The sequence below is a fragment of the Collinsella sp. AM41-2BH genome (assembly GCF_003468085.1).
Lineage (GTDB): Bacteria > Actinomycetota > Coriobacteriia > Coriobacteriales > Coriobacteriaceae > Collinsella.
This window is the reverse complement of sequence record NZ_QSGH01000013.1, coordinates 40370-62534: the sequence shown is the minus strand read 5'-3', so window position 1 is coordinate 62534 and position 22165 is coordinate 40370. Positions and strand designations below refer to the sequence as shown.

The window sequence follows — 22165 nt, the reverse complement described above, 5'->3', positions numbered from 1 at the left end:
TTTGAACATTCGACGCCCTGTGCCACAATACTGCCGAACGACTCCGCCCTTGCGGCGGCAAAACGATAGGAATACCAGCATGAAGCGCATCCTTCTCATCGCCACGGGCGGCACCATCGCATCGACCGAGGACGGCAACGGCCTCTCCCCCGCCCTGACCGGTGAGGAGCTCGCCCAGAGCGTCCCCGAGATCTCGGGGCTCTGCGAGCTCGACGTGGTGCAGCCCATGAACATCGATAGCACCAATATGCGCCCGAGCGACTGGATGCGCATCCGCGACGTCATCGTCGAAGGCTATGCCGATCACGACGGCTTCGTAGTCCTTCACGGCACCGACACCATGAGCTACACCGCGGCAGCACTTTCATATCTGATCCAGGACAGCCCCAAGCCCATCGTGCTCACCGGCTCGCAAAAGCCCATGGGCAATCCCTTTACCGACGCCAAGCTCAACCTGTACCAGAGCCTGCTCTATGCGCTCGACGAGCATTCGCACGATGTTTCGATCGTGTTTGGCGGCGTAGCCATTGCCGGTACGCGCGCCCGCAAGCAGCGCACCATGAGCTTTAACGCGTTTATTAGCGTCAACTATCCGCCCATCGCCTACATCCGCAACGACCGCATCGTGCGCAATGGGCTCCACGGCACCCACCAGAATGAGAGCCCAGTCCGTTTCTACGGCAGCATTGACCCGCGCGTATTTGTACTCAAGCTTACGCCCGGCGTAAACCCGGGCATCCTCGACGCCCTTGCCGACAGCTACGACGCCGTGATTTTGGAGACCTTTGGCATTGGCGGTATCCCCGAGTTTGGCGAGTCCGGCGAGTCATTCCAAGAGACAATTTTCCGCTGGGTCGATTCGGGCCGTACTGTCGTTATGACCACACAGGTCCCCGAGGAGGGCCTTGACCTGGGTGTTTATGAGGTCGGCCGAGCTTACGCCGATCATCCGGGTATTTTGCGCGGCGACGATATGACCACCGAGACGCTCGTGGCCAAAACCATGTGGGCGCTCGGCCAGTCACGTGATGCGGCCGAGATTCAGCGCCTGTTCTACAGCCAAGTCAACCACGACCGCATCCCGATGGCGTAATTCAGTTGTCGACGGGTATCCCCTATTCGATACCCTCGAGAAGCCCTGACACCGTCATGCCAAGTGCGGGCGCGATCTTAAATAGAACCTTGAGCGTGAAATTTGCCGTCCCATCTTCGATTCGGTCGAGGTAGGGTCGGCTGATTCCTGTCGCCACACAAAAATCAACCTTGGAGATACCAAGGTCTCTGCGTGTCTCTTCGACCCGCCTGCCAAGAATCTGTTTCGCACGTTCGTCCATGCAGACGAGTTTGAAATGGAGCCGAATATAAACGTAAACTATAGTTTACGTTTTGCCGAATACACAGGAGTTTTCTATGTCGGGTTCTTCGGTCCGCATGTACCGAGCCACGCTTCGCACAAACAGCGCACCGCCCAAGCTCGTCGTCGTTGAAGCAGAATGTCTTTCGCCCGATGAGCGCACAGCATTCGCATTGCTATCAAGTCGAGTCGCCGCTGTTCTGGTCCCTTGCCCGGCGCAAGGTGAACTTGCCATCCAATGCCAAGCGCACAGTTGCTCGCTCAATCAGGCTGCCGTAATCGCAACCAGTCAACGCGGCCTGCCGCTCCTTTTAGAAGCCGGTATCGCGCTCTGCCTCCGCGGTGCCGGATACGAAAACGAGGCCGCCGCCGATGTAGTCTTTCAACCACGATTGAGCGGCGGCCTCGCAGCAGCCATCGAATATGCTTGCAGGCTCGTTGCCTAAAGGCGCAAGCTAAAAGCCCAGGCCAAAGCCCATACCGGTAATCGCCGAATACATAAAGTAGACGTTGATTACGTTGAGAAACACACCCGTGATGCAGCCGTTTCGCAGGTAGCGCTCGCACACGATGCGCGCCATGGCGGCGGATTCCTCATTGTTCTTTGCCTGGCGTCCCGCCGTAAAGTACGTCGCCACGCTCAGCAGCAAGTTGAGCACCGGCAGCGCCAGCAACTCGTAGCTCTTGCCCCAGCGCGTCGCCTCGCCGGCAGCATTAAACTTTGTTGCTACCTCGGGACCAATGTTGGGGATAACACACGCTGCGACCACCAGCGGAATCACCGCAAGTACGAGCAGCGCAATACCCATGTAGCCAGCTTTTTTGCCATATTTAAACATATGCGTCGTCCTTATACGTTAAAGCGGAAGTGCACGACGTCGCCATCGGCCATGACATAGTCCTTGCCCTCAATACGCAGCTTGCCGGCAGCCTTGGCGCCCTGCTCGCCACCGAGCTCGATGTAGTCGTCGTAGCCAATGACCTCGGCCTTAATAAAGCCGCGCTCAAAGTCGGTGTGGATGACACCGGCGGCCTGCGGGGCGGTCGCGCCCTGACGCACCGTCCAGGCCTTGACCTCCATCTCGCCAGCCGTAAAGAACGACTGCAGGCCAAGCAGCTTGTAGGCGGCCTGCGCGAGCACGTCCAGACCGGGCTGCTCCAGGCCCAGGCTCTCCAGGTAGTCGGCGGCGTCCTCGGGATCGAGCTCGGAAAGCTCGGCCTCGATTTTGGCGCAGATGGGCAACGGCTTGACACCGTCGATGGGCGCCAGGTCCTCGTTGAGCATATCCTCGTCTACGTTGGCCACATACAGAATGGGCTTCATGGTGAGCAAGAACAGGCCCTTGGCAGCGGCGCGCTCCTCGTCGGTCATCTCCATGGATGCGGCGCGCTTGCCCTCGTTGAGCCAGGCAAGCAGACGCTTGGCCACCTCGAACTTGGGCATGAGCTCCTTGTCGCGCTTGGCCTCCTTCTCGAGCTTGGGCAGCTGCTTCTCGAGCGTGCCCATGTCGGCCAAGATGAGCTCGGTCATGATAGTGTCGGCATCGCCGGCGGGATCGACGAACTCGCCCGTGCGGCCCACCTCGCGCATAACGTTGGGGTCCTTAAAGTAGCGCACGACCTCGCAGATGGCGTCGGTCTCGCGGATGTTTGCCAAGAACTGGTTGCCCAAGCCCTCGCCCTCGTTGGCACCCTTCACCAGGCCCGCGATGTCGACAAACTCGACCGTAGCCGGCACAATGCGGCCCGGGTTGACGATATCGGCGAGCTTTTGCAGGCGGTTATCGGGCACATCGACGATACCCACGTTGGGGTCGATCGTGGCAAACGGGTAGTTGGCGGCAAGGCCGGTTTTTTTGGTAAGCGCGGTGAACAGCGTCGACTTGCCCACGTTGGGCAGGCCCACGATACCGATGGAAAGGGACACGACAGCTCCTTTTGGTACAAGCATTTCAAACTGCATAAGTATAGCGCCGCCGCAGCATCTGGGCTAACCCGGACGCCACGGCGGCACGAATGAAGCAGAGATAGGGGTCGCTGACTAGTCCGCGAGCTTTTCCACCTGGTCGAGCATCTTGTCGAGCTTGGCCTTTGCCTCGGCCTTGGCCTTCATCGCCTCTTCGTGGGCCTTGGCCTTCTGGGCAGCCTTTTCCTCGGCCTCGGGGTCGACGACAACCAGATTGGACGCGTCGTGTTGAACCAGCTTGAGCGCATGCTCGGGACAAACCTTGACACAGGCTCCGCAGCCTAGGCAATACGTGGACTCCAGTGCAAAGCGGCCGCTTCCCACCAAATCGCAGGCAAACGTGGGGCACACGTTGACGCACTCGCCGCACGACGTGCACTTGTCAAAATCGCATTCCGGCGTGCTCACCTGCATGTTCTGGGCAAGCTCGGGATGGTTCTGCAGTGTCGAGAGCACCAGCTGCCGCCCGTGCGTGAGCGAACGGCGACGCTTGGTCGTCGTGGTGCCGCACATGGTGTTGAGCGTGCGCTCCAGCTGGGTAATCTGATGACGATGGGCTTTGAGCTTCTGCGTCACCGAGGCCAGCGCCGCCGTCGCCGGGTTGAGCTTGGTCACTGTCAGGCCCGTCGTGCGAGCGATCTTTTCCATGTACTCCTTGCGCTCGTACTCGCGAAGCTTATGGCACTTGAGGCTCTTGGGGTCGACCTCCAGGCCCATACCCGTGCCAGACCACTCCTCGGCCTTCGCAATCGCCTCGCCCAGAATGTCCTCACCACCGGTGTTGCGGCATTTATCGCACACGCCCAACGGCAGGTACACGCTCACGTTGGGATAGTCGGCCAGCACCGAGAACCAGGTCTCGGCCGTAATATCGCCCACGCAGGCAACGACGACCTCGTTTTCGCGCGGCATGCGCTTAAGGGCACGCGTGCAGGTAACGTAGGCAGTCTCGTGGCTCGTAGCAGCAGAGACGATATCGTCATACAGGTTTTTGGGCGCCAGGCGCGGCGAGATGATCGCCTCGGTCGGACAGGCAGCGGCGCACAGGCCGCACTTGCGACAGGAGTCGAGGATCTCAATGGCGTCTTCCTCGACCTCGATAGCGTTGACCGGGCACACGTCCATGCACGCGGTGCAGCCGCTCTTTTCGTTTTTGCAGGTCAGGCATGGAATGGTATTGCCGCGCGGGCGCTCCTTGTAGTCGGCAGGATTCCACTGCGGCGCTGACGGATCGAGTGCATCGGTCACACCGCCAAGCGGGTTTTTAAGAAAGTCGAAACCCTTGCTGATCTCGATAATGTCATCAAACAGATCGTGTTCCTGCGCCATGCGCGGCCCCTCCCTGAGCAGTGCAAACAAGCAAGAGATAATGATACGCCATCGGCTCACGCCTCGGGCAAATTACACGCGGAGCACCTTTGCGGCAAATAGCCTATGCCCATCGCCGCCTCGATTGCACAAGGTCAATCAAGCGCCAAGCTATGCCTCGCACATGAGCTGCACGAGCTTCTGTTTGGTCACCTTGGTCTGCTCGTTGGCCATGTTGCGCTCGTTTCTAAAGACCGCATTTGCAACACCCTGCAGATCGGTATCGGAAATCTCACCAAGGCCCAGCTCCTCGAGCGTGGTCGGCAGACCGACGCGCTGGCAAAACTCGAGCACCTGATCAAGCTCGGGCGCACGCTCCAGGCGCAGCTGCACCACCAGGCCAAATGCCACGGCCTCGCCATGCATGGCCCTGCACTCGGGCAGAATCGTCAGACCGTTGGCGATGGCATGCGCCAACGCCAAGCCACCGCTCTCAAAGCCGACGCCCGAGAGCAGAATATTGCACTCGATCAGGCGCTCAACTGCCGGCGATGTACGGCCCTTTTTGAGATCGCGCTTGGCAGCGACGCCGCACTCCATGAGTGTGTCATAGCAGGCACGTGCCGCGACCAGAGCCAAGTGCCCCGGCGCGCCACCGTGCTCGTTGGTGCCGCGCACCGCGGCGCACGAACGCGCCTCGAAGTACGTTGCCAGCGCGTCGCCCATGCCAGCGACCGTCATACGCAGTGGGGCCGCCGCGACCACGTTGGTATCGACCACGACCAGGTCTGGATTCTTCTCGAGCATCAGGTAGCGGTCGAACGACCCGTCCTCGTGATACAGCACCGAAATCGCGCTGCACGGACCGTCCATCGAAGCCGCCGTGGGGCATACGCACAACGGCAACTCGGCATAAAACGCAACGGCCTTGGCGATATCGAGCATCTTTCCACCGCCAATACCCACCACCATGTCGCAATACTCTGCCTGGGCTTCCTTAGCCATTTCGACAACGGCCTCTTCCGTACACGGACCGTCATAAATCTTAAAGAACGGCTCGCTTAGATCTTCATCCAGAAATCCATCGACGATCTGCCTGCACAGCCGATCCTCGGTGCCCTGGTCAAACAAGACATAGGCAGCGCAGCCCAACCATGACAAATACCTGCCCTGACGCGAAAGTTCGCCCGGCCCCTGAACATACCGGCCGGGACCGCCGTAAACCATAGGAAGCGCCATACGAGAATCCGCCCTTCATCAAACAACGATTGGTGCAAAGTAACCTGACCCCTTTGCACCAACTTGGTGCGATGGGGTCAGGTTAGTTTGCACCATAGCAAAAAGGGGCAAAGCCGTCTGCTGGCTTTGCCCCTTCCTTAGCTTGATTTACTCATCCATAAGGTAGTAGTGACCCAGTGCGTCGGCACCCAGGATGGCGTTGGCGACCATCTCGGGCGTCACCTCAAACGGCATGTTGCACATGGTGTCATCGGGCGCGCAGGCGGCCTCGGCAACAATCATGGCCTGCTCGCGCGTAAGCTCGGCAACGCCAAGTTCCTTCATCGTGACCGGCAGGCCCAGCTCAATGCAGAAGCCCAGGACTTCCTCGAGTTTCTCAGTCGGAGCATCCTCGAGTACCAGCTGGACGATGGTGCCAAAGGCGACCTTCTCGCCGTGATACATGCCGTGGCACTCGGGCAGCATCGTCAGGCCATTGTGGATGGCATGAGCAGCAGCAAGGCCCGAGCTCTCAAAGCCAATGCCCGAAAGCAGCGTGTTGGCCTCGATGATATGCTCGACGGCAGGCGTCAGCGCACCCTTCTCCAGCGCGACCTTGGCCTTGACGCCATCGGCCATAAGCGTCTCGTAGCAGAGCTTGGCGAGCGCCAGGCCGGCCATGCCGCCCTTGCCGCCAGCGCAGGTGCCACCGTCGGCATCATGCGTCGCCTGGGCCTCAAAGTAGGTTGCGAGCGCATCGCCCATACCGGAAACCGTCAGGCGCACCGGGCTCGCCGCGATAACCGTCGTATCCATCAGGACAATGTTGGGGTTTGCCTTAAGGAAGAGATATTTATCGAACTGGCCATCGTCGGTGTAGAGCACCGAAAGCGCCGAACACGGGGCATCGGTCGAAGCAATGGTGGGGCAAATGATAACCGGGGACTCCAGGTAATAGGCGACGGCCTTCGCGGTGTCGAGGATCTTGCCACCACCGACGCCGACGATGATGTCGCAACCGTTGTCGCGAGCGAGCGCGACCAGGCGATCGACCTCACCCTTGGAGCACTCGCCGTTAAAGTCCTCAAACAGCAGCTCGGCCTTAGCCTCGGCAAAACCGCCCTCGATCTTGGCACCGACGCGCTTCTTGCCCGAAGGCGTCACGATGACGAGGGCCTTAGCGCCGAGCGGCTCGACATAGGAGCCGAGCTTGGCGAGCTCGTCCGGACCCTGGATGTACTTGCTGGGGCTATTGAAAATTGCAGCCATAACTATCCCATTCTCTAAAAGAAAAAAGAAAGGGGCTCCGTACAGATACGTGCGGAGCCCCTCGTTACGATAACAAGAGTCGATTAGAAATCGATGTCGGTGTCGTAGTAGCAGGCCTTGAGGATCTTCTCGAAGTCGGCAGCCTTGGTCTCACGCGGGTTCTCGGGCGTGCAGGCGTCGGTCTCGGCGTTCGCAGCGATCTCGGGCAGCTTGGCGAGGAACTCCTCCTCGGAAACCATCTGCGGGTTCTCGGCGTCGACCTTCACGCCACCATTCGCGTAATCCTTGATGGACTGCGGAATGTTGAGCTGGTCGTTGAGATCGCGAATCTTCTGGACGAGCGCAGCGATGAGCTCCTCGTTGGTCTCGCCGGGAAGGTGCAGGATCTCCTTGGCCACGTAAGCGTAACGCTCAGCAGCACGCGGGTCCTTGGAGTTCCACTGGATTACCTTGCCCAGGTACATGGCGTTAGCGGCACCGTGGATGATGTGGCCGTTCTCGAAGGCAGCACCGGTCTTGTGAGCCATGGAGTGAACGATGCCGAGCAGGCCCGAGGAGAAGGCGATACCGGCGATGCACTGAGCCTCGTGCATGTGCTGACGGGCCTCATGGTCGCCAGCATAGGACTTGGGCAGCCACTCGACGATCTCGCGGATGCCGTGCAGGGCGTTGGCGTCGGTGAACATAGAGGCGCAGGTGGAAACGTAGGCCTCCATGCAGTGGGTCAGAGCATCCATGCCGGTGTGGGCGCACAGCTTGGCGGGCATGGTGTAGGTGAGCTCGGGGTCGACGATGGCGACATCAGGGGTGATGTTGAAGTCGGCCAGCGGGTACTTGATGCCCTTGGCGTAGTCGGTAATGACGGAGAAGGCAGTGACCTCGGTAGCGGTGCCGGAGGTAGAGGAGATGGCGCAGAAATGAGCCTTCTGACGCAGCTCGGGGAAGCTGAACGGCTGGATGATGTTATCGAAGGACTCCTCGGGATACTCGTAGAAGACCCACATGGCCTTAGCGGCATCGATGGGCGAGCCGCCGCCGATGGCGATAATCCAGTCGGGCTCGAACTCGCGCATGGCCTCGGCGCCCTTCATGACCGTCTCGATGGACGGGTCGGACTCGACGCCCTCGAACAGCTTGACCTCGAAACCGCCTTCCTTAAGGTCGTTCTCGACGTCCTGCAGGAACCCGCCGCGGCGCATAGAGCTGCCGCCAGAAACGATGATGGCCTTCTTGCCCTTAAGGTTCTTCACCTCGTGGCGAGCGCCCTCACCAAAGTACAGATCGCGAGGATTGGTAAAACGTCCCATACTGTGCCTCCTAAACAAGCCCCTCTTAGACTTGCGTATATAACGGAGCACCCGATTGGCTCCGTTAGGACCGTTTTGCGCGTTGCCGGCGATGACAATGCGCGATGTCTAAACGTCTCAACGCTCAGACAAACACTATTCTACCGTTCTGGTTGGTCAGTTATTCACCTAAAGCCGACAATGATGAAACGTTTTTTCTATCCCTGAAGACCCTTGTGGGGCATTCATACTCCCAAGCTGGGCAAACGTTTTATCAAGGTTGACCACATATCCCGGGCAGGACGGTGCTCCTCCAAAATGTGCCCCGTTCGCCGCCAAAAATCGACCGTTTGCGGCACCGTGATACCACTCGGTCGTCCAAGGTGCCGACATTTGTGCGACATCCGTCTTCGTGGTGCAAAGGTGCAAGTCCAAGTGCGGCACCCCCGGTGTGCCACATGCGGGTAAACTAGAACCTTATATAGAGACATTTGAACCCTAACCGCAGCAAAGGAGGCCCCATGGCATTCGATCCCATTCAAGAGGATTGCCATCGCCTCGTTCTTGAGGCCTTGCGCCGCGACAATATCCCGCTCACCGACGGTGCCGCCGTAGAGCGTCTGATGGAACAATTCACCCGCAACCCTGCACCGCTCATCGTGCACGACCGCGACCGCGCCGGGCACCTCATTGCCAAGGTGGTCGAGGCTGTCGACTACCGCATCCCCTTTATCCCCGACGACGCCCAGGCAGAGCAAGAAGAAGCCGCAGCCGAGAACATGCTCCGCGAGGCAGCCGCGCTCGATCCGACCAACTGGGATGCCCAGCGCATGCTGACGGCGCTCACCGCCGACTCCAACGAGGAATACGTACAGTACCTGGTATCCAAGCGCGATGAAGTCGAGCATGACCTGGCGTTCAAGATCGCCTCGGCGCAGGACCCCTATGAGCGCGAGGCCGCGGGCGACCTTATGCGCCGCCCCTACCTGCGCTGGCTTGCCGCCCTTGCATCGCGCGCCCTCATTAGCGGACGCTATCGCATGTCGCTCGAAGCTGCAAACCGCAGCCTCGACTTTGCCCCCAACGATCCGGCCGGCGTCCGCCACACCGCGATGCTCGCCATGGCGAAGCTCGAATACCCTGCCGAGGAGCTCAAGCGCTTTCGCTCTGCCCACTCCGTCCCCTATCTCGCCAACACGCCGCTGCGTCGTCGTCCCAAGGACGCGGAGCGCGACTTGGACCCGTGGACGCTCATCGCACTGATGAGCGCAGCCTGGCGCGAGCTGGACTACGAGGGTGCCGAGCACTACTTGCGCATCCTTGCACGCTCGTGCCCGCACGCGGCCGAGGCACTCTACTTCCAAACCGAGTTTCCCGATGGCGTCTATGCCCGCGTCAACGTGGGTGTGGGCTCTACCGACGAGCTTGTCCTTGCGCTGTCCGAGGCGACGCCGGTACTGCAGGAGGGCTTGGGCGCCCCCGACAACGCCAGCTTCGCCGCCTGGGTCGCCACCAACGATATCGTGCGTTCCCAGATCGACGAGCGCATCCTGCGGGCGGCCGAGCAGGGCCTGCCGTTTAAGGGAGGAGACCTCTAATGGATCCGAGCGTCTACATCCCCGCCTACCTGGAGCGCGCCTACGTTGCGTCGCACCCCGAACTCACCGATGCAGCACGCGAACTTGTCCATAACGACGTGAGCGTTAACCCTCAAAAGTACGCGCAGACCGAGCATGCGCAGGCGCTGCTTTCCTATGCCGGCGTGCATCGTCATTTGCTCGACGAGCTCCATCGCATCGAGGACATGGGCAGCGACGAGGAGTTTGAGCAGACGCGCAACCGCCTGTTCGACGATATGCGCGATGAGCTGCTCAAGATCGTTCGCGTCGATGCGCTGGCGGTCGATGCCCAGCTGCTCGCCATCATTTTGGCGGACACACCCGTCGACGCCTGCCTGGGCGACCTGATGAAGCTCGAAGCGACCACGACCGATTACCTGCGGCAAAGCGTGCCCGGGTTCGACATGGAGGCCCCACACTACTGGGCCAATAATGTTTTGGCCGACGGTGTCACCGCAGCGGACCTTACCGTGAGCGAGCCGGCCCTTATCGGGTGGCTCCACACACTCGAGGCCATCTCGCAGCTGTGCATGGCAAGCGCCCGCTACCGCGCTGCTGCCAACTACGCCCGCCGCGTCCTTAAGGCAGAAGGCTATCCCACCCGAGCTGCCGGCACCGTGTTGCTCGCTCTCGCTCGCCTGGAAAACCAGGACGGCTTTTTTGCCCTAGCCCACCAGCTCGAGGAACAGATGGGGGCCGACGCACTCGAAAACTCTCCTTGGTACCTGCTCGCCCGCACGATTCTGCTGTTCAAAACAAACAAGATGCGCCCGGCGACGCGCGCGCTGCGTGAGTTCGCTAACCGTTGCGAGGGCGGCGCGTTCTTTTTGCTGAACCCCATGTATCAGACACCGTACCTTCCCTGCCGGCCCGAACCGCACGACCCCTGGGACCTTTCGCATCAGGCAGTTTGGGAAGCCGACGGCATCATCTCGGACACCCCCGACTTTGCCCCCTGGGCCAACGCCTGCGAAGATGTATCGCAGCTTGCCCAGGAATTTGCGCGCCGTTACGGCTTTTAACGGCGCAAACGCCACGACCATGTCATTCACGTTAGGAACGGCTTCATGAACTTCCGCTCATCTCTCGCCTGTGCCTCGAGCGATATCGCCCGCTGGGGGCTGCGCTCCGTCCTTAAGCGCCAGGGCGGCGTACTCCCCGGCCGCATCGCCATGAAGATCGACCCCGAGCTGCTAAGCGACCTCGCGAGCCTGGTCGACCGCAGCGTGGTGATCACCGGCACCAACGGCAAGACCACCACCTCCAACCTCATCGCCGACGCCGTTGCTGCCAGCGGTGCTACCGTGGTGTGCAACCGTGCCGGCAACAATATGGAGCCTGGTGTGGTGGGCGCTCTGCTCGAGGCCCGCGGCAACCTTAAGCGAACCGCCAGCAGCAAGCGCGTAGGCGTTTTTGAATGCGATGAGCTCTACACGGTGCGCGTCCTGCCCAAGCTCAAGCCGACGTACTTCGTGCTGCTCAACCTGTTCCGTGACCAGCTAGATCGCTATGGCGAGATCGATCACACCCAGGAGGTCATCGCCCACGCGTTGGAGCTTTCGCCGGCAACGACGCTCATCTACAACGCCGACGACCCGCTGTGCGCCTCGATTGCCGCGCGCGTTCCCAACGCGAGTATTGCCTTTGGCATCGATGGCGCCACGGGCACCGAGTCCGACCGCATTAGCGACTCGCGCTTTTGCTCGCAGTGCAACGCCCCGTTGGAGTACGACTACGTACAGTATGGTCAACTCGGCGCCTACCATTGCCCCTCGTGCGGCTGGGCCCGCCCTGCGCTTGTCCGTCGCGTGACGGGCGTGGAACTCGGCTGCGACGGCTACGGCTTTGACCTTGTCTTTGGACCCGATACCGACGCACCCGCAACGCACATCGCCACGCGCTACAACGGTCTGTACATGGTCTATAACGTTGCCGCCGCCTTCTTTGCCACACACGAGTTGGGCGTGAACACGGCGCTTCTACAGCCTACGCTCGATGCCTATGTGCCTGCCGGCGGTCGTATGGGGCGCTGGGATATCGCCGGCCGCACCGTCGAGGCCAACCTGGCCAAGAATCCCGTAGGCTTCGATCGACAAATCCAGTCCATCAAGACGGCAGGCGGCAGACTCTGCGCTTTCTTCCTCAATGACAACGACGCCGACGGCCACGATGTCTCGTGGATCTACGACGTCGACTTCGAGCGCATCGCCGATACCCCGGGGCTTGTCGCCTTTGCCGGCGGCACGCGTGCACACGATATGCAGGTGCGCCTCAAGTACGCCGGCATCGACGCCGCCATTATCTCGGACGTCGCGCAGGCAATTGGCGCCATGGCAGACGAGGCCGCCGATGACACCTTCTACGCCGTCGCCAACTACACGGCCTTCCCGCCGCTGGTCAAAGAACTCGACGGGCTGAAGGGTGCCGATGCAGCCACGGTTGCCGCCCGCGCCGCAGTCCGCGCCGACGGCAGCGCTCTTCCTGTCGGTATCGCGCCAGTCGAGCTCTCGCGCCCGCTGCGCATCGTCTACCTGTATCCCGATGCCCTCAACCTCTATGGCGACGGCGGCAACGTCATCGCCCTCGAGCGCCGCTGCGCCTGGCGCGGCATCCCCGTTCGCGTGGATGAGGTCCGCATGGGCGAGGTGCTCGACCTGACCGACGCCGATATCGTCATGATGGGCGGCGGCTCCGATCGCGACCAGTTGGCTGTGGCACACGAGCTGCTCGCTCAAAAAGACAAAGTCGCGGCCTATGTTGAGGACAGCGGTTCGCTGCTCGCCATCTGCGGCAGCTATCAGCTGCTCGGTCGTTCGTACTACATGGGTGAGGATCGCATCGAAGGCATGGGCATCATTGCCGCCGAGACCGTGCGCGGCTCCGACCGCCTGATCGGCAACGTCGCCGTCAAGACCGACCTGGCACCCGAGCCCTTTGTGGGATTCGAGAACCACGGCGGCCGCACGCTTTTGGACGCCGATGCCACGCCGCTCGGAATGTCCGTTGTCACGGGCACCGGAAACAACGGCGACGATGGCTTTGAGGGCCTCATCTACAAGGGCGTCATCGGCACGTATCTGCATGGCCCGGCGCTGCCCAAGAACCCCGAGCTCGCCGACTGGCTGATCGCCCACGCTCTCGAGCGCCGCGGCGACGCACAGGCCATGGCGCTGCTGCCACTCAAGCCCCTCGACGACACCTACGAGCACGCCGCCCACGACGCCGCCATGAAGCTCCTCCCCTAGCACCCCACCACCACAAAGGGGACAGGTACCTTTGTGGTGGTTTTCCAGTTTGCCAACGATATACGCGCCGGCAAAAAAGTCTGCTATACTCTTTCCCGCTGTCCCCATCGTCTAGCGGCCAAGGACGCCACCCTTTCAAGGTGGATATCGCGGGTTCGAATCCCGCTGGGGGCACCAACCCGAAAATGTGCGAACCCGTGCGATGCTAAGTCGTGCGGGTTCGTTTCGTTCGTCGTCGCAGTAGAGCGTGGCCACGCACTCCTCCGGCGTCACCATCACCTGATACACAAAGGAATCGAGCACGGCGGCGTCGTCCATCCCGCCCCCGCACTGGAGGAAGTCCGCGAACTCCTCGGGGTCGATGCGTGCCTCGTCGTAGGAGGCCAGATCGCGCTCGGCTCGGGCCTTCTGGGCCTGAAGCTGGGCGATGCGGTCGGTGAACTCGGGCATCACGATACCCTGCTCGATAGCGGCCATGATGTTCTGGAGGCCGTTCTCGGCCTTGCGCTTCGAGGCCATGGCCCGCCTGCGCGCGTCGGCTATCTCCGGCTCCGGCTCGTCCCAGAGCATGTGGGATATGCGGAGGGCCGTCTCGCGGTCGCGCAGCATCCCCCTGATGGCCTCGGCCAGCTCGTGCTCGAGCCAGTCGCGCCGGACGGGCTTGGCCCCGCAGCGGCAGCCGTAATACTCGTACTTGACGTTCTTCTTGCCACGGCCCGACGTCCCGGCCATGTTGTGGCCGCACTCCGAGCAGATCGCCCTGCCGGACAGCGCGAACGCTCCCCAGTCCTCCGAGGCCCGGCGCTTCTTCGGCTTCACCTCCTGGGCCATCGCAAAGGTCGCCTTGTCGATAATCTGGGGCATGCCGCCGTCCACCTCAATGCCTCCCCACGAGTAGAAGCCCGTGTACTTCCTGTTGTGCAGCATCTGGTACACCATCGAGTACCCGCACGGCCTGCCCGTCCTAGTGGTCACGCCGCGCCGCGCGAAGTCGCTGGCGATGGAGTCGACCGGCTCGTGGTCGCAGGAGCGCCGGAACGCCTCGCGCACTATCGCGGCCTCGTCCTCGTTCACCACGTACTCGTCGTCGTCATTCCGGCCGTAACCGTAGACGCGCACGCCGTTGGTCTTGCACTTGAGGGCGTTGCCCTCCATCCCGCGCCGCGTCCTCATGGAGGTCTTGACCGACTCCACGGCCGCAAGGCCCTCGTAAATCTTCTCGATCAGGATGCGCTCGGGGCCGTCCGGCATGGCCTCCATGGCCGATACGACCTCGACGCCCTTCCTGCGCAGATCGTGCTTGTACGCGGGCGCGTCGTACTCGTCGCGCGAGAAGCGGTCCATCATATAGACCAGGACGATGTCCGATTCCCCTGCGTTCGCAATCATCTTCTGGAACTGGGGGCGGTCGTCGCTGCGGCCGCTCATGGCGTAGTCGGAGTACTCCCCTACGATGGCGTATCCCTCGCGCGCGCACCAGTCGCGGCAGACGCGCAGCTGGTCGTCAATCGAGGCCTCGCGCTGCTTCGAGCACGAGAAGCGGGCGTATATGACGGCGGTCTTTATATCTTCTGGCATAATCTAGGATGCCCTCCAAACGGGCGGCTATCTGGTAAACCCCGCAGCAGCGTTGGCGCGCTTCGACCTGCGGGGTTTCACTTTGCCGCTACCAGACCTGGGCGTATACCTCGAACGAGGAGTGCTCGGGCATGTTGAAGCAGGAAATCTCGAACGGCTCGGACTCGCCCTTGGACGGGGTATCGACGAACGTCGTGTTTCCGTAGTTGATGGCCCCGGAGGCGTCGCGAGCGATCACGGAGACGGCGACCTGGCTGTACTGCTTCTTGTCCAGATCGTAGTTGGCGGTCAACTCGCCTGTGTACGAGACGCCGCCGTACGAGTCAGGCACCTCTGCCGTGTTCGATACGGTAAAGACGTCTTCGTCCAGCGTCTGGCTGTCTACCCAGCTCGGCTCATTCGCCTTAAACTCGACCGTTGCGGGGGCGGTGCCGTTTCCCGCCTGGAAACCGTAGTGTACGGTCTCACCGGGGAGGACGACGAACAGGGTCTGCTTGTCGGAGAAGACGATGGAGCCGTCCTCGGCCTTGCCCGTTATCGTCACCGTAGGCATCTGGGCCTCGACGTCCTTGTTGGTGTTCTTCAGCGCGAAGCCGTAGTAGACCCATCCGTCGCCGACCACCGACCAGCCGGACTCGGTAATCTCCAATGGTTTCGGTTCGCTCCGATTCTCGACCTCCTTGGACTCGCCAGACGATTGCTGACCGGAACCGGCTTGTTGCCCGCCGGAGCATCCGACAAGCGGCGCTAGCGAAGCCGTGGCCATAGCGGCCAGGAACGTTCTGCGGGTAATCATGGGTTACTCCTTCCCCTGCGCCGCCCGCAGCTCGCGGGCGACAGCCAATAAGACATGCTTGTGCGGCGACGTAAGGTCGCGGTACGTGTCGACGAGATCGCGCTCATCGTTTGAGATTGGTGCCAAATCACCGCTCTCGCCGTAGAAGTCAGCTATGTCGACATATAGTGACGCCACGACATCAACTCGAACGATTCGTTGAGCATCGTTACTCCCTTCCGGGGAATCGCTCGGCAAGCCCCGACGCGACAATCATGAGGGCGTCTCGGCCATCGTCGCTCATCGAGACGTACAGCGATTCGAGCTGTTTTATATTCGCCGCCAGATCGGAGCCGCCGCCATCCCTGCCAACGAGCTGGTCGAGCGTGATTCCGTAGCAGTCGGCCAGCGCGCACAGCACGTCGGAATCGGCGTCGCGCACCTCGCGCTCGTAATTCTGATAGGTCTTTTTGGGGATGCCGAGATAATCGGCTACCTGTTCCTGCGTAAGGCCGTTCTTGAGCCTGTACTCCTTGAGCATCATGGCCTCGCTCCTTTCCTCGGTAAGAAGAAGATACCCAAAATGGGGACTTTTATCAATATATCTTCTTGCGGCATCCCCAATTTGGGGGTATAGTTCCCTTTCGAGGTACCCAAAACGGGGACCTACGGAAGAAAGGAGATAGAGATGAAGAACAACATCGCGTCGGAGCGCGTGCGCCTCGGAATGTCGCAGCAGGACCTCGCCGACGAACTCGAGGTTTCGCGCGATTCGGTCAAGGACTGGGAGGCGGGCCGCACGCCCATCAAGAGCACCCTCCTGATCTCGATGGCCGACATCTTCGACTGCAGCCTCGACTACCTCATGGCCCGCTCGAACGAGCGCCTCATCAAGAAGGCGGTGGCGTAATGCCACGCAACCAAAGGCTCGACATCATGCGCCGGAAGTTGCAGCGCCGCTTCAAGTCCTGGAAGGGACGTCGGGCGTAATGACGTGGACGAGCAGCGAAGTCCGCTACCTCGAGGAGCACGCCGGGGACGGGGCCGTGGCCATAGCCGAGGCGCTCGGTAAATCGGTAACGGCCATTGAGGTGCAGGCGCACCGCTACGGACTCTCACTCCGCAAGCGCTGGCTCTGCCCCAAGTGCGGCAGGGAGACCTTCAAGCCGCTGTCGAACCGGACCGGATGGTGCGTCTCCTGCACAAGGGAACAGCGCGCCTCCGAGATCGCCGAGCAGGTGCGGGCGATGGAGGAGGAGGTGAAGAGGGAGGACAAGGCAAACAAAGAGCGCCAGCGGCTCTACAGCCGCAAATATCGCGCGAAAAAGCAAATCGACGAAAACTTTTTGAAAGTCGATAACCAAGAAACGGAGGAAGAATGACCCCTCAAAACAGATACGCGGGCACCCCCAGCAACCACACCAAGAGCGCCCGCACGTCCAACAGGACTCCCCGCATCGTAGCACGCGAGGGCTACCGCCTGCCAGCGCAGGAGCAGGCCGACAGGCAGAAGGACGCCTTCAGGGCCGGGCTTCTGGTCGGCATCGCCGTGACGGCGCTCGCCATGTGCGCTCTGCTGTGGCTCTGGATTATCCCGACCATGGACGGCGCGGTGCACAGCGCGCAGGCCGCATACGAGGCGGTGGGCGTGCATGCGTAACGACGAGCGCTACAGGCCGAAGCCCCAGAGCGGCCAGCTCGAGATATTCGGCCTCGGGGCCAAGGGCGAGGCCGACGCGGAGGACGCGCGCCGCTGGATTGACGAGAACCCCGGCGCATGGAACTACATGGTCGAGAACGCCGTGAGGCTCTCCAAGAAGGGCTACGTGAGCGCCAACTACCTCGTCAACATGGTCCGCAACGAGCTGCACGTGGGCGTGCGCAACGGCCTCGCGCCGTCATTCGCCCGAATCATGGAGTCGCGCTACCCCAGCCTCAAGGACGCCTTCAACAAGCACCGCAGCCAGTCCGACGGGTTCACGGCATGAGCTGGGTCAGGCACAGGGAGCGCTCCATGACCTTCAAGCTCGAGCTGGAGAAGATCGTGGGCAAGGAGCGCCACCGGACCGACCCGCGAACCGGACGCAACTACACCCCGAAGCAGACGAGGCTCGCCGAGGAGGCCGTACGCAAGGCCTACAGGGCCGAGCACGAGGACCACGGGGACTTCGACGGAATCGTGACCGTCGCCATCGAGACCTTCAGGCCCCTGGCCAAGAGCAACCCGAAGTACTGGGTGGGCCGCGCCGACCTCGGCAAGCCCGACTGGGACAACATCGGGAAGCTCGTATGCGACGCGCTCAACGGCGTCGCGTACACGGACGACGCCCACGTGGTGATGGGTGGCGTCAAGAAGGGATGCCGCACGCCATACGGCACGCCGCCGCTGGCAAAGGTGCACATCACACACTTCACCGAGGAATACGTAAAGGAGAAAAAGAAATGAACGACAAGTACTTCGACGGCAACCTCTTCGAGGAACTCCCGGCGGACCACTTCCACAAGAAGGTGCTCGATCACGCCGCCTGCATCGCGGCCAACCTCATGTTTGATGCGGCCCACCCCGACCACGCCGGCGGCGTGAAGAGCGCCAACGCCTACCACATGATGATCGCGCTGTGCGAGGCCGGGCTCGCGAAGCTCGACGAGAAGGACGTGGCCGAGAGCCGCGAGTTCGTCGCCAAGGTGCTCACGCCCATCACCAAGGAGAACGAGCGCGAGATGTGCCGCGAGTTCATGGCCGCCATCTTCGGCATCAAATAGGAGGCATCTATGGAACCCATGGAGATCAGGGCCAACTTCAAGCAGGCGACGGTCAAGGGCGGCACGGCCGTACTGCAGCTCGAGATTCTGACGAGCGACGCCAACGCCTTCCCCATCCTCAAGCTCTCCGGCAAGCCCGGCGTCCTGACGGTGGCCGACATCCAGGACGAGCTGCCGCTCGACTACGACGAGGAGGACGAGGGCGAGCCGCTCCCGTTCGACAAGCCTGCGAACGTGGACGCGGAGACGGGCGAGGTCTACGAGGTCATCACGGACGAGGCACGAATGATTGGAGACGGTGAGTAATGGAGTACACGCAGGACGAGAGGCTGGCCGTGCTCACGGCCATGCAGAAGCAAATCAAGCCCGCGCTCGACGAGGCCAAGGCCATCGCGCGGCAGGAGATCATGGAGGGATTCGCCGAGACCCACACCGACCGCCGCGCCATCATCGTCGGCGACGAGAAGGTCGGCGAGATCGGCATCAGCTACAGCAAGGCGGCCCCGGTAATCCTCAAGGAGCGCATGGACGAGGCCGTGGCCTTCCTCGACTCCATCGGCATGGTGGACATCGTGCCCAAGAAGGGCTGGGAGGCGCACTTCGCCAAGGCCGGGGACAAGGTCGTGTGCACCGACACGGGCGAGACGGTCGACTGGGCCATGTGGTGCCCCAAGTCGCCCAAGACCGCAGCGGTGCGCGGCTGCGACCCCGAGGACGTCATGCAGGCGCTCGGCCCGCGCGTCGAGGGAATGAGCGCGGCCGCCCTGCTCGGGGACGGTGAGCTGTAATGGCCGAGGATGTGCCCATGGTCCAGGCGGTGAAGCCGGATACGTTCGATCCGTCCGCGATGTTCACCCAGCTGCTCGCGGAGGCGCAGGCCGAGATGGTCAACCCGACCAAGAGCAAGACGGGCCAGAAGGGATACCAGACCTACTCGTACTCCCCGCTTGACTTGGTCCTGAACATCATCAGGCCGCCGCTGAACAGGCGCGGAATCTTCTTCTACCAGCGCTCCGAGGTCGCCGCCAACGGCGCGGGCATGCTCCTGAACACCATCGTGGCCTACGGGGACGAGGAGCGCGTGCTCGACGTGAAGCCGTACGAGTACGCCAGCGACCCGCAGGAGTTCGGCAAGCGCGAGACCTACGCCCGCCGATACTCCGCGCTCATGGCCTTCGGCCTCGTGGGCGAGGAGGACACCGACGGCGACACAGGCCCCAAGGAGACGAAGGAGAAGGCCCCGACGAAGCCGCGCCCGAGCAAGCGCAAGGTGATGCTCGCCAAGATAGCGAAGCTCAAGGCCGAGTGCATGCAGAACGGCGTCAAGGAGGAGGGCCTCCGCGCGTACGAGGAGGCCAACTTCGGCACCGACGACACGACCAAGCTCACCGACAGGCAGCTCGAGGAGCTCGGCAAGCATCTGGCCCAGATGGCCAGGGACAGTAAGGAGATTGACTAGTGAGCAGCGGAATCAACACGGTCGCCATCAGCGGCAACCTCGGGCGCGACCCCGAGCTGCGGGCCACGCAGACGGGCACGCAGGTGCTCCGGTTCTCGGTGTGCGTCAACGAGCGCCGCAAGGTCGGCGACGAGTGGCAGGGCGTGCCCAACTGGGTCGACGTGACCGTTTTCGGCAAGCGCGCCGAGGCGCTCAACCGCTACCTGTCCAAGGGCACGCACGTGTGCGTCCAGGGCAGGCTGCGCCAGAGCAAGTGGGAGAAGGACGGCCAGAAGCACAGCCGCCTCGAGGTGATCGCGGACAACGTCACGTTCTCCGGCGGTGCCAAGCGCGACGACGTGCCCGACGAGGTATACGACGACGATTGCCCGTTCTAAGGAGTGAAGATGGAGCAGTATTCGATTCTCGACCTCGCACTCGAGGTCTACATCCCGGGTGCCCACGGCTACGGTTGCACCGAGGGCCAGTGCGTCTACACGGTCACCAACGGCCAGGCGCTCCTGGTCGAGGCGAAGGTGAAGCGCTCGCGCGGCAACGACGCCGCGCCGAAGGTCAACAAGAAGCGCCTGCAGCGCGTGTCCATGTGCTTCGCCGCCGACCATCCCGAGGTCGAGGCCATCAGCTTCGACGTGCTCGAGGTGATCGTGGGCAGCGAGGCCACCCTGACCTTCAGCGCGGCCAAGGCCGCTTATTCCTGGGAGCGCTGACATGGAGGAGGCCCAATTCAAGTGGCTTCCCAAGTTCACCGCAGCCTGTGCCAAGGCACCGGAGGAGCAGCGCGGAAAGCTCCTCTGGGCCTTGGCCCAGTACGGCACCTACGGCATCGAGCCTGATCTGGAGTGGCCGCTCGATGCCATCTTCGCCAGCGTCCGCGAGGACATCGACTACTCGAAACGGTGCATCGCGGCAGGCAAAACGGGTGGACGAGGCAACAGAAAGCCCCCTTTAGACAGTCCGAAACCCCCCTTTAGCGAAAGCGAAACCAAAAACGACGAGCCGGAAGGAAACGACGAACCCCTTTCGGCAGAGCAAAAGGGGGATGGAGACAACGCCGAAGCCAAAGCAAGGCAAGGCAAAGCAAAGCAAGGCAAGGCAGTTAGTAAGAGATTCGTAAAACCCGCGCTCGCGGAAGTCGAGGAGTACGTCTCGGCCAAGGGCTACACGTTCAACCCCGAGGCGTTCTGGAGCTACTACGAGGCCGTCGGGTGGAAGGTCGGCAGCAAGCCGATGAAGAACTGGAAGGCCGCGTGCTCCACGTGGCAGCAGCGCGAGGCGAAGAAAGAGACCAGCCATGATGCGTACTCAAATCTCTGACGTGCTCATGCCCGACGGGGCGCGCGAGCAGATCGCCGCAATCATGCGCTCCCGCCTCCGCAAGGCCGGTCTGCGCGGCCCCTACGCCGAGGCCGACTGCGACCTCGGCAAGCGCATGGCCAAGCTCGCCGGGAAGGGCGAGGGCGCATACCTCTGGGGCGAGCCGGGCACGGGCAAGACCTACGCCGCCGCCTGCGCCGTGCGCCTGGCCGTGCTTGACGGGACGAGCGCCAAGCTGGTCACCACGAGCCGCCTGCTCGACGACATCCGCGCCGAGTACGACGGCGGCGAGCGCGGGGCGCTCCGCAGGGCCGAGCGGTACAGGCTCCTCGCACTGGACGACCTCGGGGCCGAGCGCCCGACCGAGTGGGCCATCGAGACGCTGACGCGCCTCATCGACACCCGCGTGGCCGAGGGCCTGCCCACAATCGTCACGAGCAACTACCGCATCGGCCAGATCAGGGACCTCTGGGGAGGCATGGCGGGCAAGCGCGTCGCATCGCGCCTCGCCGGTGCGTGCAGGCCCATCGAGGTCAAGGGACAGGACAGGAGGCTCGGATGATAGTGAGCGCATCGCAGCTCCGTGGAGTCCCGAAGGACCGCGCGGAGCTCTACGGCAAGCCCCACGTCGGCGCGCGCTACGTCGGAAACCGCTACGAGCTGACCGCCGAGCGCTGCGGAATCTGCGGGCGGCAGGCCACGAACTGCCACCACCTCGTGCCGAGGCGCTGCGGCGACTTCGCCCTCGTCACTCCCAGGGGCACGTGGCGGCTCCGCTCGCCGCTGATCGCCCTATGCGGGAGCGGCACCACGGGATGCCACGACGGGTTCCACGGCGGGGCGAGGTACAGGCCCGAGTGGGTGTGGGACGAGCCGGAGTTCGAGGAGGCGTGGTGGGACGGCACGCTGCTGTGCGAGCACGAGCCGCACGACCCCGCGCTCTACGGCTACGGCCACTGGGCGATAACGGACACCAAGACGGGACGAACCATCGAGATAACGGAGGGTTAG

30 protein-coding genes and 1 tRNA gene are annotated in these 22165 nt (G+C 62.3%); 20 read left to right on the top strand and 11 right to left on the bottom strand.

Annotation, left to right across the window (positions count from 1 at the left end):
* The first annotated feature begins 79 nt into the window (after positions 1-79).
* Positions 80-1093: an asparaginase gene (locus DW899_RS07645; protein WP_117800544.1), complete on the top strand. Its 1014-nt coding sequence runs from the start codon at positions 80-82 to the stop codon at positions 1091-1093.
* 22 nt (positions 1094-1115) lie between these two features.
* Here the strand turns inward: DW899_RS07645 and DW899_RS10910 are convergent, their stop codons facing one another.
* A complete protein-coding gene (locus DW899_RS10910; protein WP_117800543.1) occupies positions 1116-1334 on the bottom strand; it encodes a helix-turn-helix domain-containing protein in 219 nt (72 codons plus the stop codon).
* 76 nt (positions 1335-1410) lie between these two features.
* Here DW899_RS10910 and DW899_RS07635 point away from each other — a divergent pair, with 76 nt between their 5' ends.
* Positions 1411-1800, top strand: a complete 390-nt coding sequence (locus DW899_RS07635) for a hypothetical protein (RefSeq protein WP_117800542.1) — start codon at positions 1411-1413, stop codon at positions 1798-1800.
* Between the two features lie 9 nt (positions 1801-1809).
* Here the strand turns inward: DW899_RS07635 and DW899_RS07630 are convergent, their stop codons facing one another.
* From DW899_RS07630 to DW899_RS07605, 6 genes are all read right to left on the bottom strand, one after another.
* A complete protein-coding gene (locus tag DW899_RS07630; RefSeq protein ID WP_233539941.1) occupies positions 1810-2163 on the bottom strand; it encodes a DUF1648 domain-containing protein in 354 nt (117 codons plus the stop codon).
* Positions 2164-2204: 41 nt separating this feature from the next.
* A complete protein-coding gene (gene ychF, locus DW899_RS07625; RefSeq protein ID WP_117800540.1) occupies positions 2205-3281 on the bottom strand; it encodes a redox-regulated ATPase YchF in 1077 nt (358 codons plus the stop codon).
* Between the two features lie 114 nt (positions 3282-3395).
* Positions 3396-4649: a 4Fe-4S binding protein gene (locus DW899_RS07620; protein ID WP_117800539.1), complete on the bottom strand. Its 1254-nt coding sequence runs from the start codon at positions 4647-4649 to the stop codon at positions 3396-3398.
* Between the two features lie 150 nt (positions 4650-4799).
* A complete protein-coding gene (locus DW899_RS07615; RefSeq protein WP_117800538.1) occupies positions 4800-5867 on the bottom strand; it encodes a glycerol dehydrogenase in 1068 nt (355 codons plus the stop codon).
* A 147-nt stretch (positions 5868-6014) separates the two neighbouring features.
* Complete coding sequence (locus DW899_RS07610; protein ID WP_117563611.1) at positions 6015-7115, bottom strand: glycerol dehydrogenase; 1101 nt, start codon at positions 7113-7115, stop codon at positions 6015-6017.
* A gap of 83 nt (positions 7116-7198) precedes the next feature.
* The gene (locus DW899_RS07605) at positions 7199-8422 is read right to left on the bottom strand and encodes an iron-containing alcohol dehydrogenase (RefSeq protein WP_089572776.1); all 1224 of its coding nucleotides are present in this window, start codon (positions 8420-8422) and stop codon (positions 7199-7201) included.
* Between the two features lie 500 nt (positions 8423-8922).
* Between DW899_RS07605 and DW899_RS07600 the strand changes: the two genes are divergently transcribed.
* The 4 genes from DW899_RS07600 (at position 8923) to DW899_RS07585 (ending at position 13442) form a co-directional block, all read left to right on the top strand.
* Positions 8923-9999 (top strand): hypothetical protein, encoded by a 1077-nt coding sequence (locus DW899_RS07600; RefSeq protein ID WP_117800537.1) that lies wholly within the window; start codon positions 8923-8925, stop codon positions 9997-9999.
* A complete protein-coding gene (locus DW899_RS07595; protein ID WP_117800536.1) occupies positions 9999-11042 on the top strand; it encodes a hypothetical protein in 1044 nt (347 codons plus the stop codon). The genes DW899_RS07600 and DW899_RS07595 overlap by 1 nt, the downstream gene beginning before the upstream one ends.
* Positions 11043-11087: 45 nt before the next feature.
* Positions 11088-13265 carry a MurT ligase domain-containing protein gene (locus tag DW899_RS10785; protein ID WP_233539940.1) on the top strand — a complete coding sequence of 726 codons (2178 nt, stop codon included), beginning with the start codon at positions 11088-11090 and terminating at the stop codon, positions 13263-13265.
* 100 nt (positions 13266-13365) lie between these two features.
* Positions 13366-13442 (top strand) — tRNA-Glu (locus tag DW899_RS07585).
* On the opposite strand, the gene DW899_RS10905 is transcribed toward DW899_RS07585, so the two are convergent.
* The 4 genes from DW899_RS10905 to DW899_RS07565 all read right to left on the bottom strand — a co-directional run bounded on the left by DW899_RS10905 (position 13401) and on the right by DW899_RS07565 (position 16162).
* Positions 13401-14843 carry a recombinase family protein gene (locus DW899_RS10905; protein WP_369832252.1) on the bottom strand — a complete coding sequence of 481 codons (1443 nt, stop codon included), beginning with the start codon at positions 14841-14843 and terminating at the stop codon, positions 13401-13403. The genes DW899_RS07585 and DW899_RS10905 overlap by 42 nt on opposite strands.
* 88 nt (positions 14844-14931) lie before the next feature.
* A complete protein-coding gene (locus DW899_RS07570; RefSeq protein WP_117800534.1) occupies positions 14932-15639 on the bottom strand; it encodes a hypothetical protein in 708 nt (235 codons plus the stop codon).
* Between the two features lie 3 nt (positions 15640-15642).
* The gene (locus DW899_RS10605; RefSeq protein WP_158566599.1) at positions 15643-15816 is read right to left on the bottom strand and encodes a hypothetical protein; all 174 of its coding nucleotides are present in this window, start codon (positions 15814-15816) and stop codon (positions 15643-15645) included.
* Between the two features lie 31 nt (positions 15817-15847).
* Positions 15848-16162 (bottom strand): helix-turn-helix domain-containing protein, encoded by a 315-nt coding sequence (locus DW899_RS07565; RefSeq protein WP_117800533.1) that lies wholly within the window; start codon positions 16160-16162, stop codon positions 15848-15850.
* 144 nt (positions 16163-16306) lie between these two features.
* Between DW899_RS07565 and DW899_RS07560 the strand changes: the two genes are divergently transcribed.
* The 14 genes from DW899_RS07560 to DW899_RS07500 all read left to right on the top strand — a co-directional run bounded on the left by DW899_RS07560 (position 16307) and on the right by DW899_RS07500 (position 22165).
* On the top strand, positions 16307-16528 hold the full coding sequence (locus tag DW899_RS07560) for a helix-turn-helix domain-containing protein (protein WP_117800532.1): 222 nt from the start codon (positions 16307-16309) through the stop codon (positions 16526-16528).
* Between the two features lie 79 nt (positions 16529-16607).
* Entirely contained in the window at positions 16608-17000 is a 393-nt protein-coding gene (locus DW899_RS07555) for a hypothetical protein (RefSeq protein ID WP_117800531.1), read from the top strand.
* Positions 16997-17278: a hypothetical protein gene (locus tag DW899_RS07550; RefSeq protein WP_117800530.1), complete on the top strand. Its 282-nt coding sequence runs from the start codon at positions 16997-16999 to the stop codon at positions 17276-17278. Before DW899_RS07555 ends, DW899_RS07550 begins: the two co-directional genes overlap by 4 nt.
* Positions 17271-17606 (top strand): hypothetical protein, encoded by a 336-nt coding sequence (locus DW899_RS10600; RefSeq protein ID WP_158566598.1) that lies wholly within the window; start codon positions 17271-17273, stop codon positions 17604-17606. The genes DW899_RS07550 and DW899_RS10600 overlap by 8 nt, the downstream gene beginning before the upstream one ends.
* A 26-nt stretch (positions 17607-17632) precedes the next feature.
* On the top strand, positions 17633-18064 hold the full coding sequence (locus DW899_RS10595) for a RusA family crossover junction endodeoxyribonuclease (protein ID WP_158566597.1): 432 nt from the start codon (positions 17633-17635) through the stop codon (positions 18062-18064).
* Entirely contained in the window at positions 18061-18381 is a 321-nt protein-coding gene (locus tag DW899_RS07540) for a hypothetical protein (protein WP_117800528.1), read from the top strand. The genes DW899_RS10595 and DW899_RS07540 overlap by 4 nt, the downstream gene beginning before the upstream one ends.
* Before the next feature lie 9 nt (positions 18382-18390).
* On the top strand, positions 18391-18687 hold the full coding sequence (locus tag DW899_RS07535; protein WP_117800527.1) for a hypothetical protein: 297 nt from the start codon (positions 18391-18393) through the stop codon (positions 18685-18687).
* Positions 18687-19169, top strand: a complete 483-nt coding sequence (locus tag DW899_RS07530) for a hypothetical protein (RefSeq protein WP_117800526.1) — start codon at positions 18687-18689, stop codon at positions 19167-19169. The genes DW899_RS07535 and DW899_RS07530 overlap by 1 nt, the downstream gene beginning before the upstream one ends.
* Positions 19169-19840: an ERF family protein gene (locus DW899_RS07525; protein ID WP_117800525.1), complete on the top strand. Its 672-nt coding sequence runs from the start codon at positions 19169-19171 to the stop codon at positions 19838-19840. The genes DW899_RS07530 and DW899_RS07525 overlap by 1 nt, the downstream gene beginning before the upstream one ends.
* On the top strand, positions 19840-20217 hold the full coding sequence (locus tag DW899_RS07520) for a single-stranded DNA-binding protein (protein WP_199570298.1): 378 nt from the start codon (positions 19840-19842) through the stop codon (positions 20215-20217). Before DW899_RS07525 ends, DW899_RS07520 begins: the two co-directional genes overlap by 1 nt.
* A 9-nt stretch (positions 20218-20226) precedes the next feature.
* Positions 20227-20547 (top strand): hypothetical protein, encoded by a 321-nt coding sequence (locus DW899_RS07515; RefSeq protein WP_117800524.1) that lies wholly within the window; start codon positions 20227-20229, stop codon positions 20545-20547.
* Position 20548: 1 nt separating this feature from the next.
* Positions 20549-21154 carry a DUF6291 domain-containing protein gene (locus tag DW899_RS07510; RefSeq protein ID WP_117800523.1) on the top strand — a complete coding sequence of 202 codons (606 nt, stop codon included), beginning with the start codon at positions 20549-20551 and terminating at the stop codon, positions 21152-21154.
* Positions 21132-21716 carry an ATP-binding protein gene (locus tag DW899_RS07505; RefSeq protein ID WP_117800522.1) on the top strand — a complete coding sequence of 195 codons (585 nt, stop codon included), beginning with the start codon at positions 21132-21134 and terminating at the stop codon, positions 21714-21716. The genes DW899_RS07510 and DW899_RS07505 overlap by 23 nt, the downstream gene beginning before the upstream one ends.
* The gene (locus DW899_RS07500) at positions 21713-22165 is read left to right on the top strand and encodes a hypothetical protein (RefSeq protein WP_117800521.1); all 453 of its coding nucleotides are present in this window, start codon (positions 21713-21715) and stop codon (positions 22163-22165) included. The genes DW899_RS07505 and DW899_RS07500 overlap by 4 nt, the downstream gene beginning before the upstream one ends.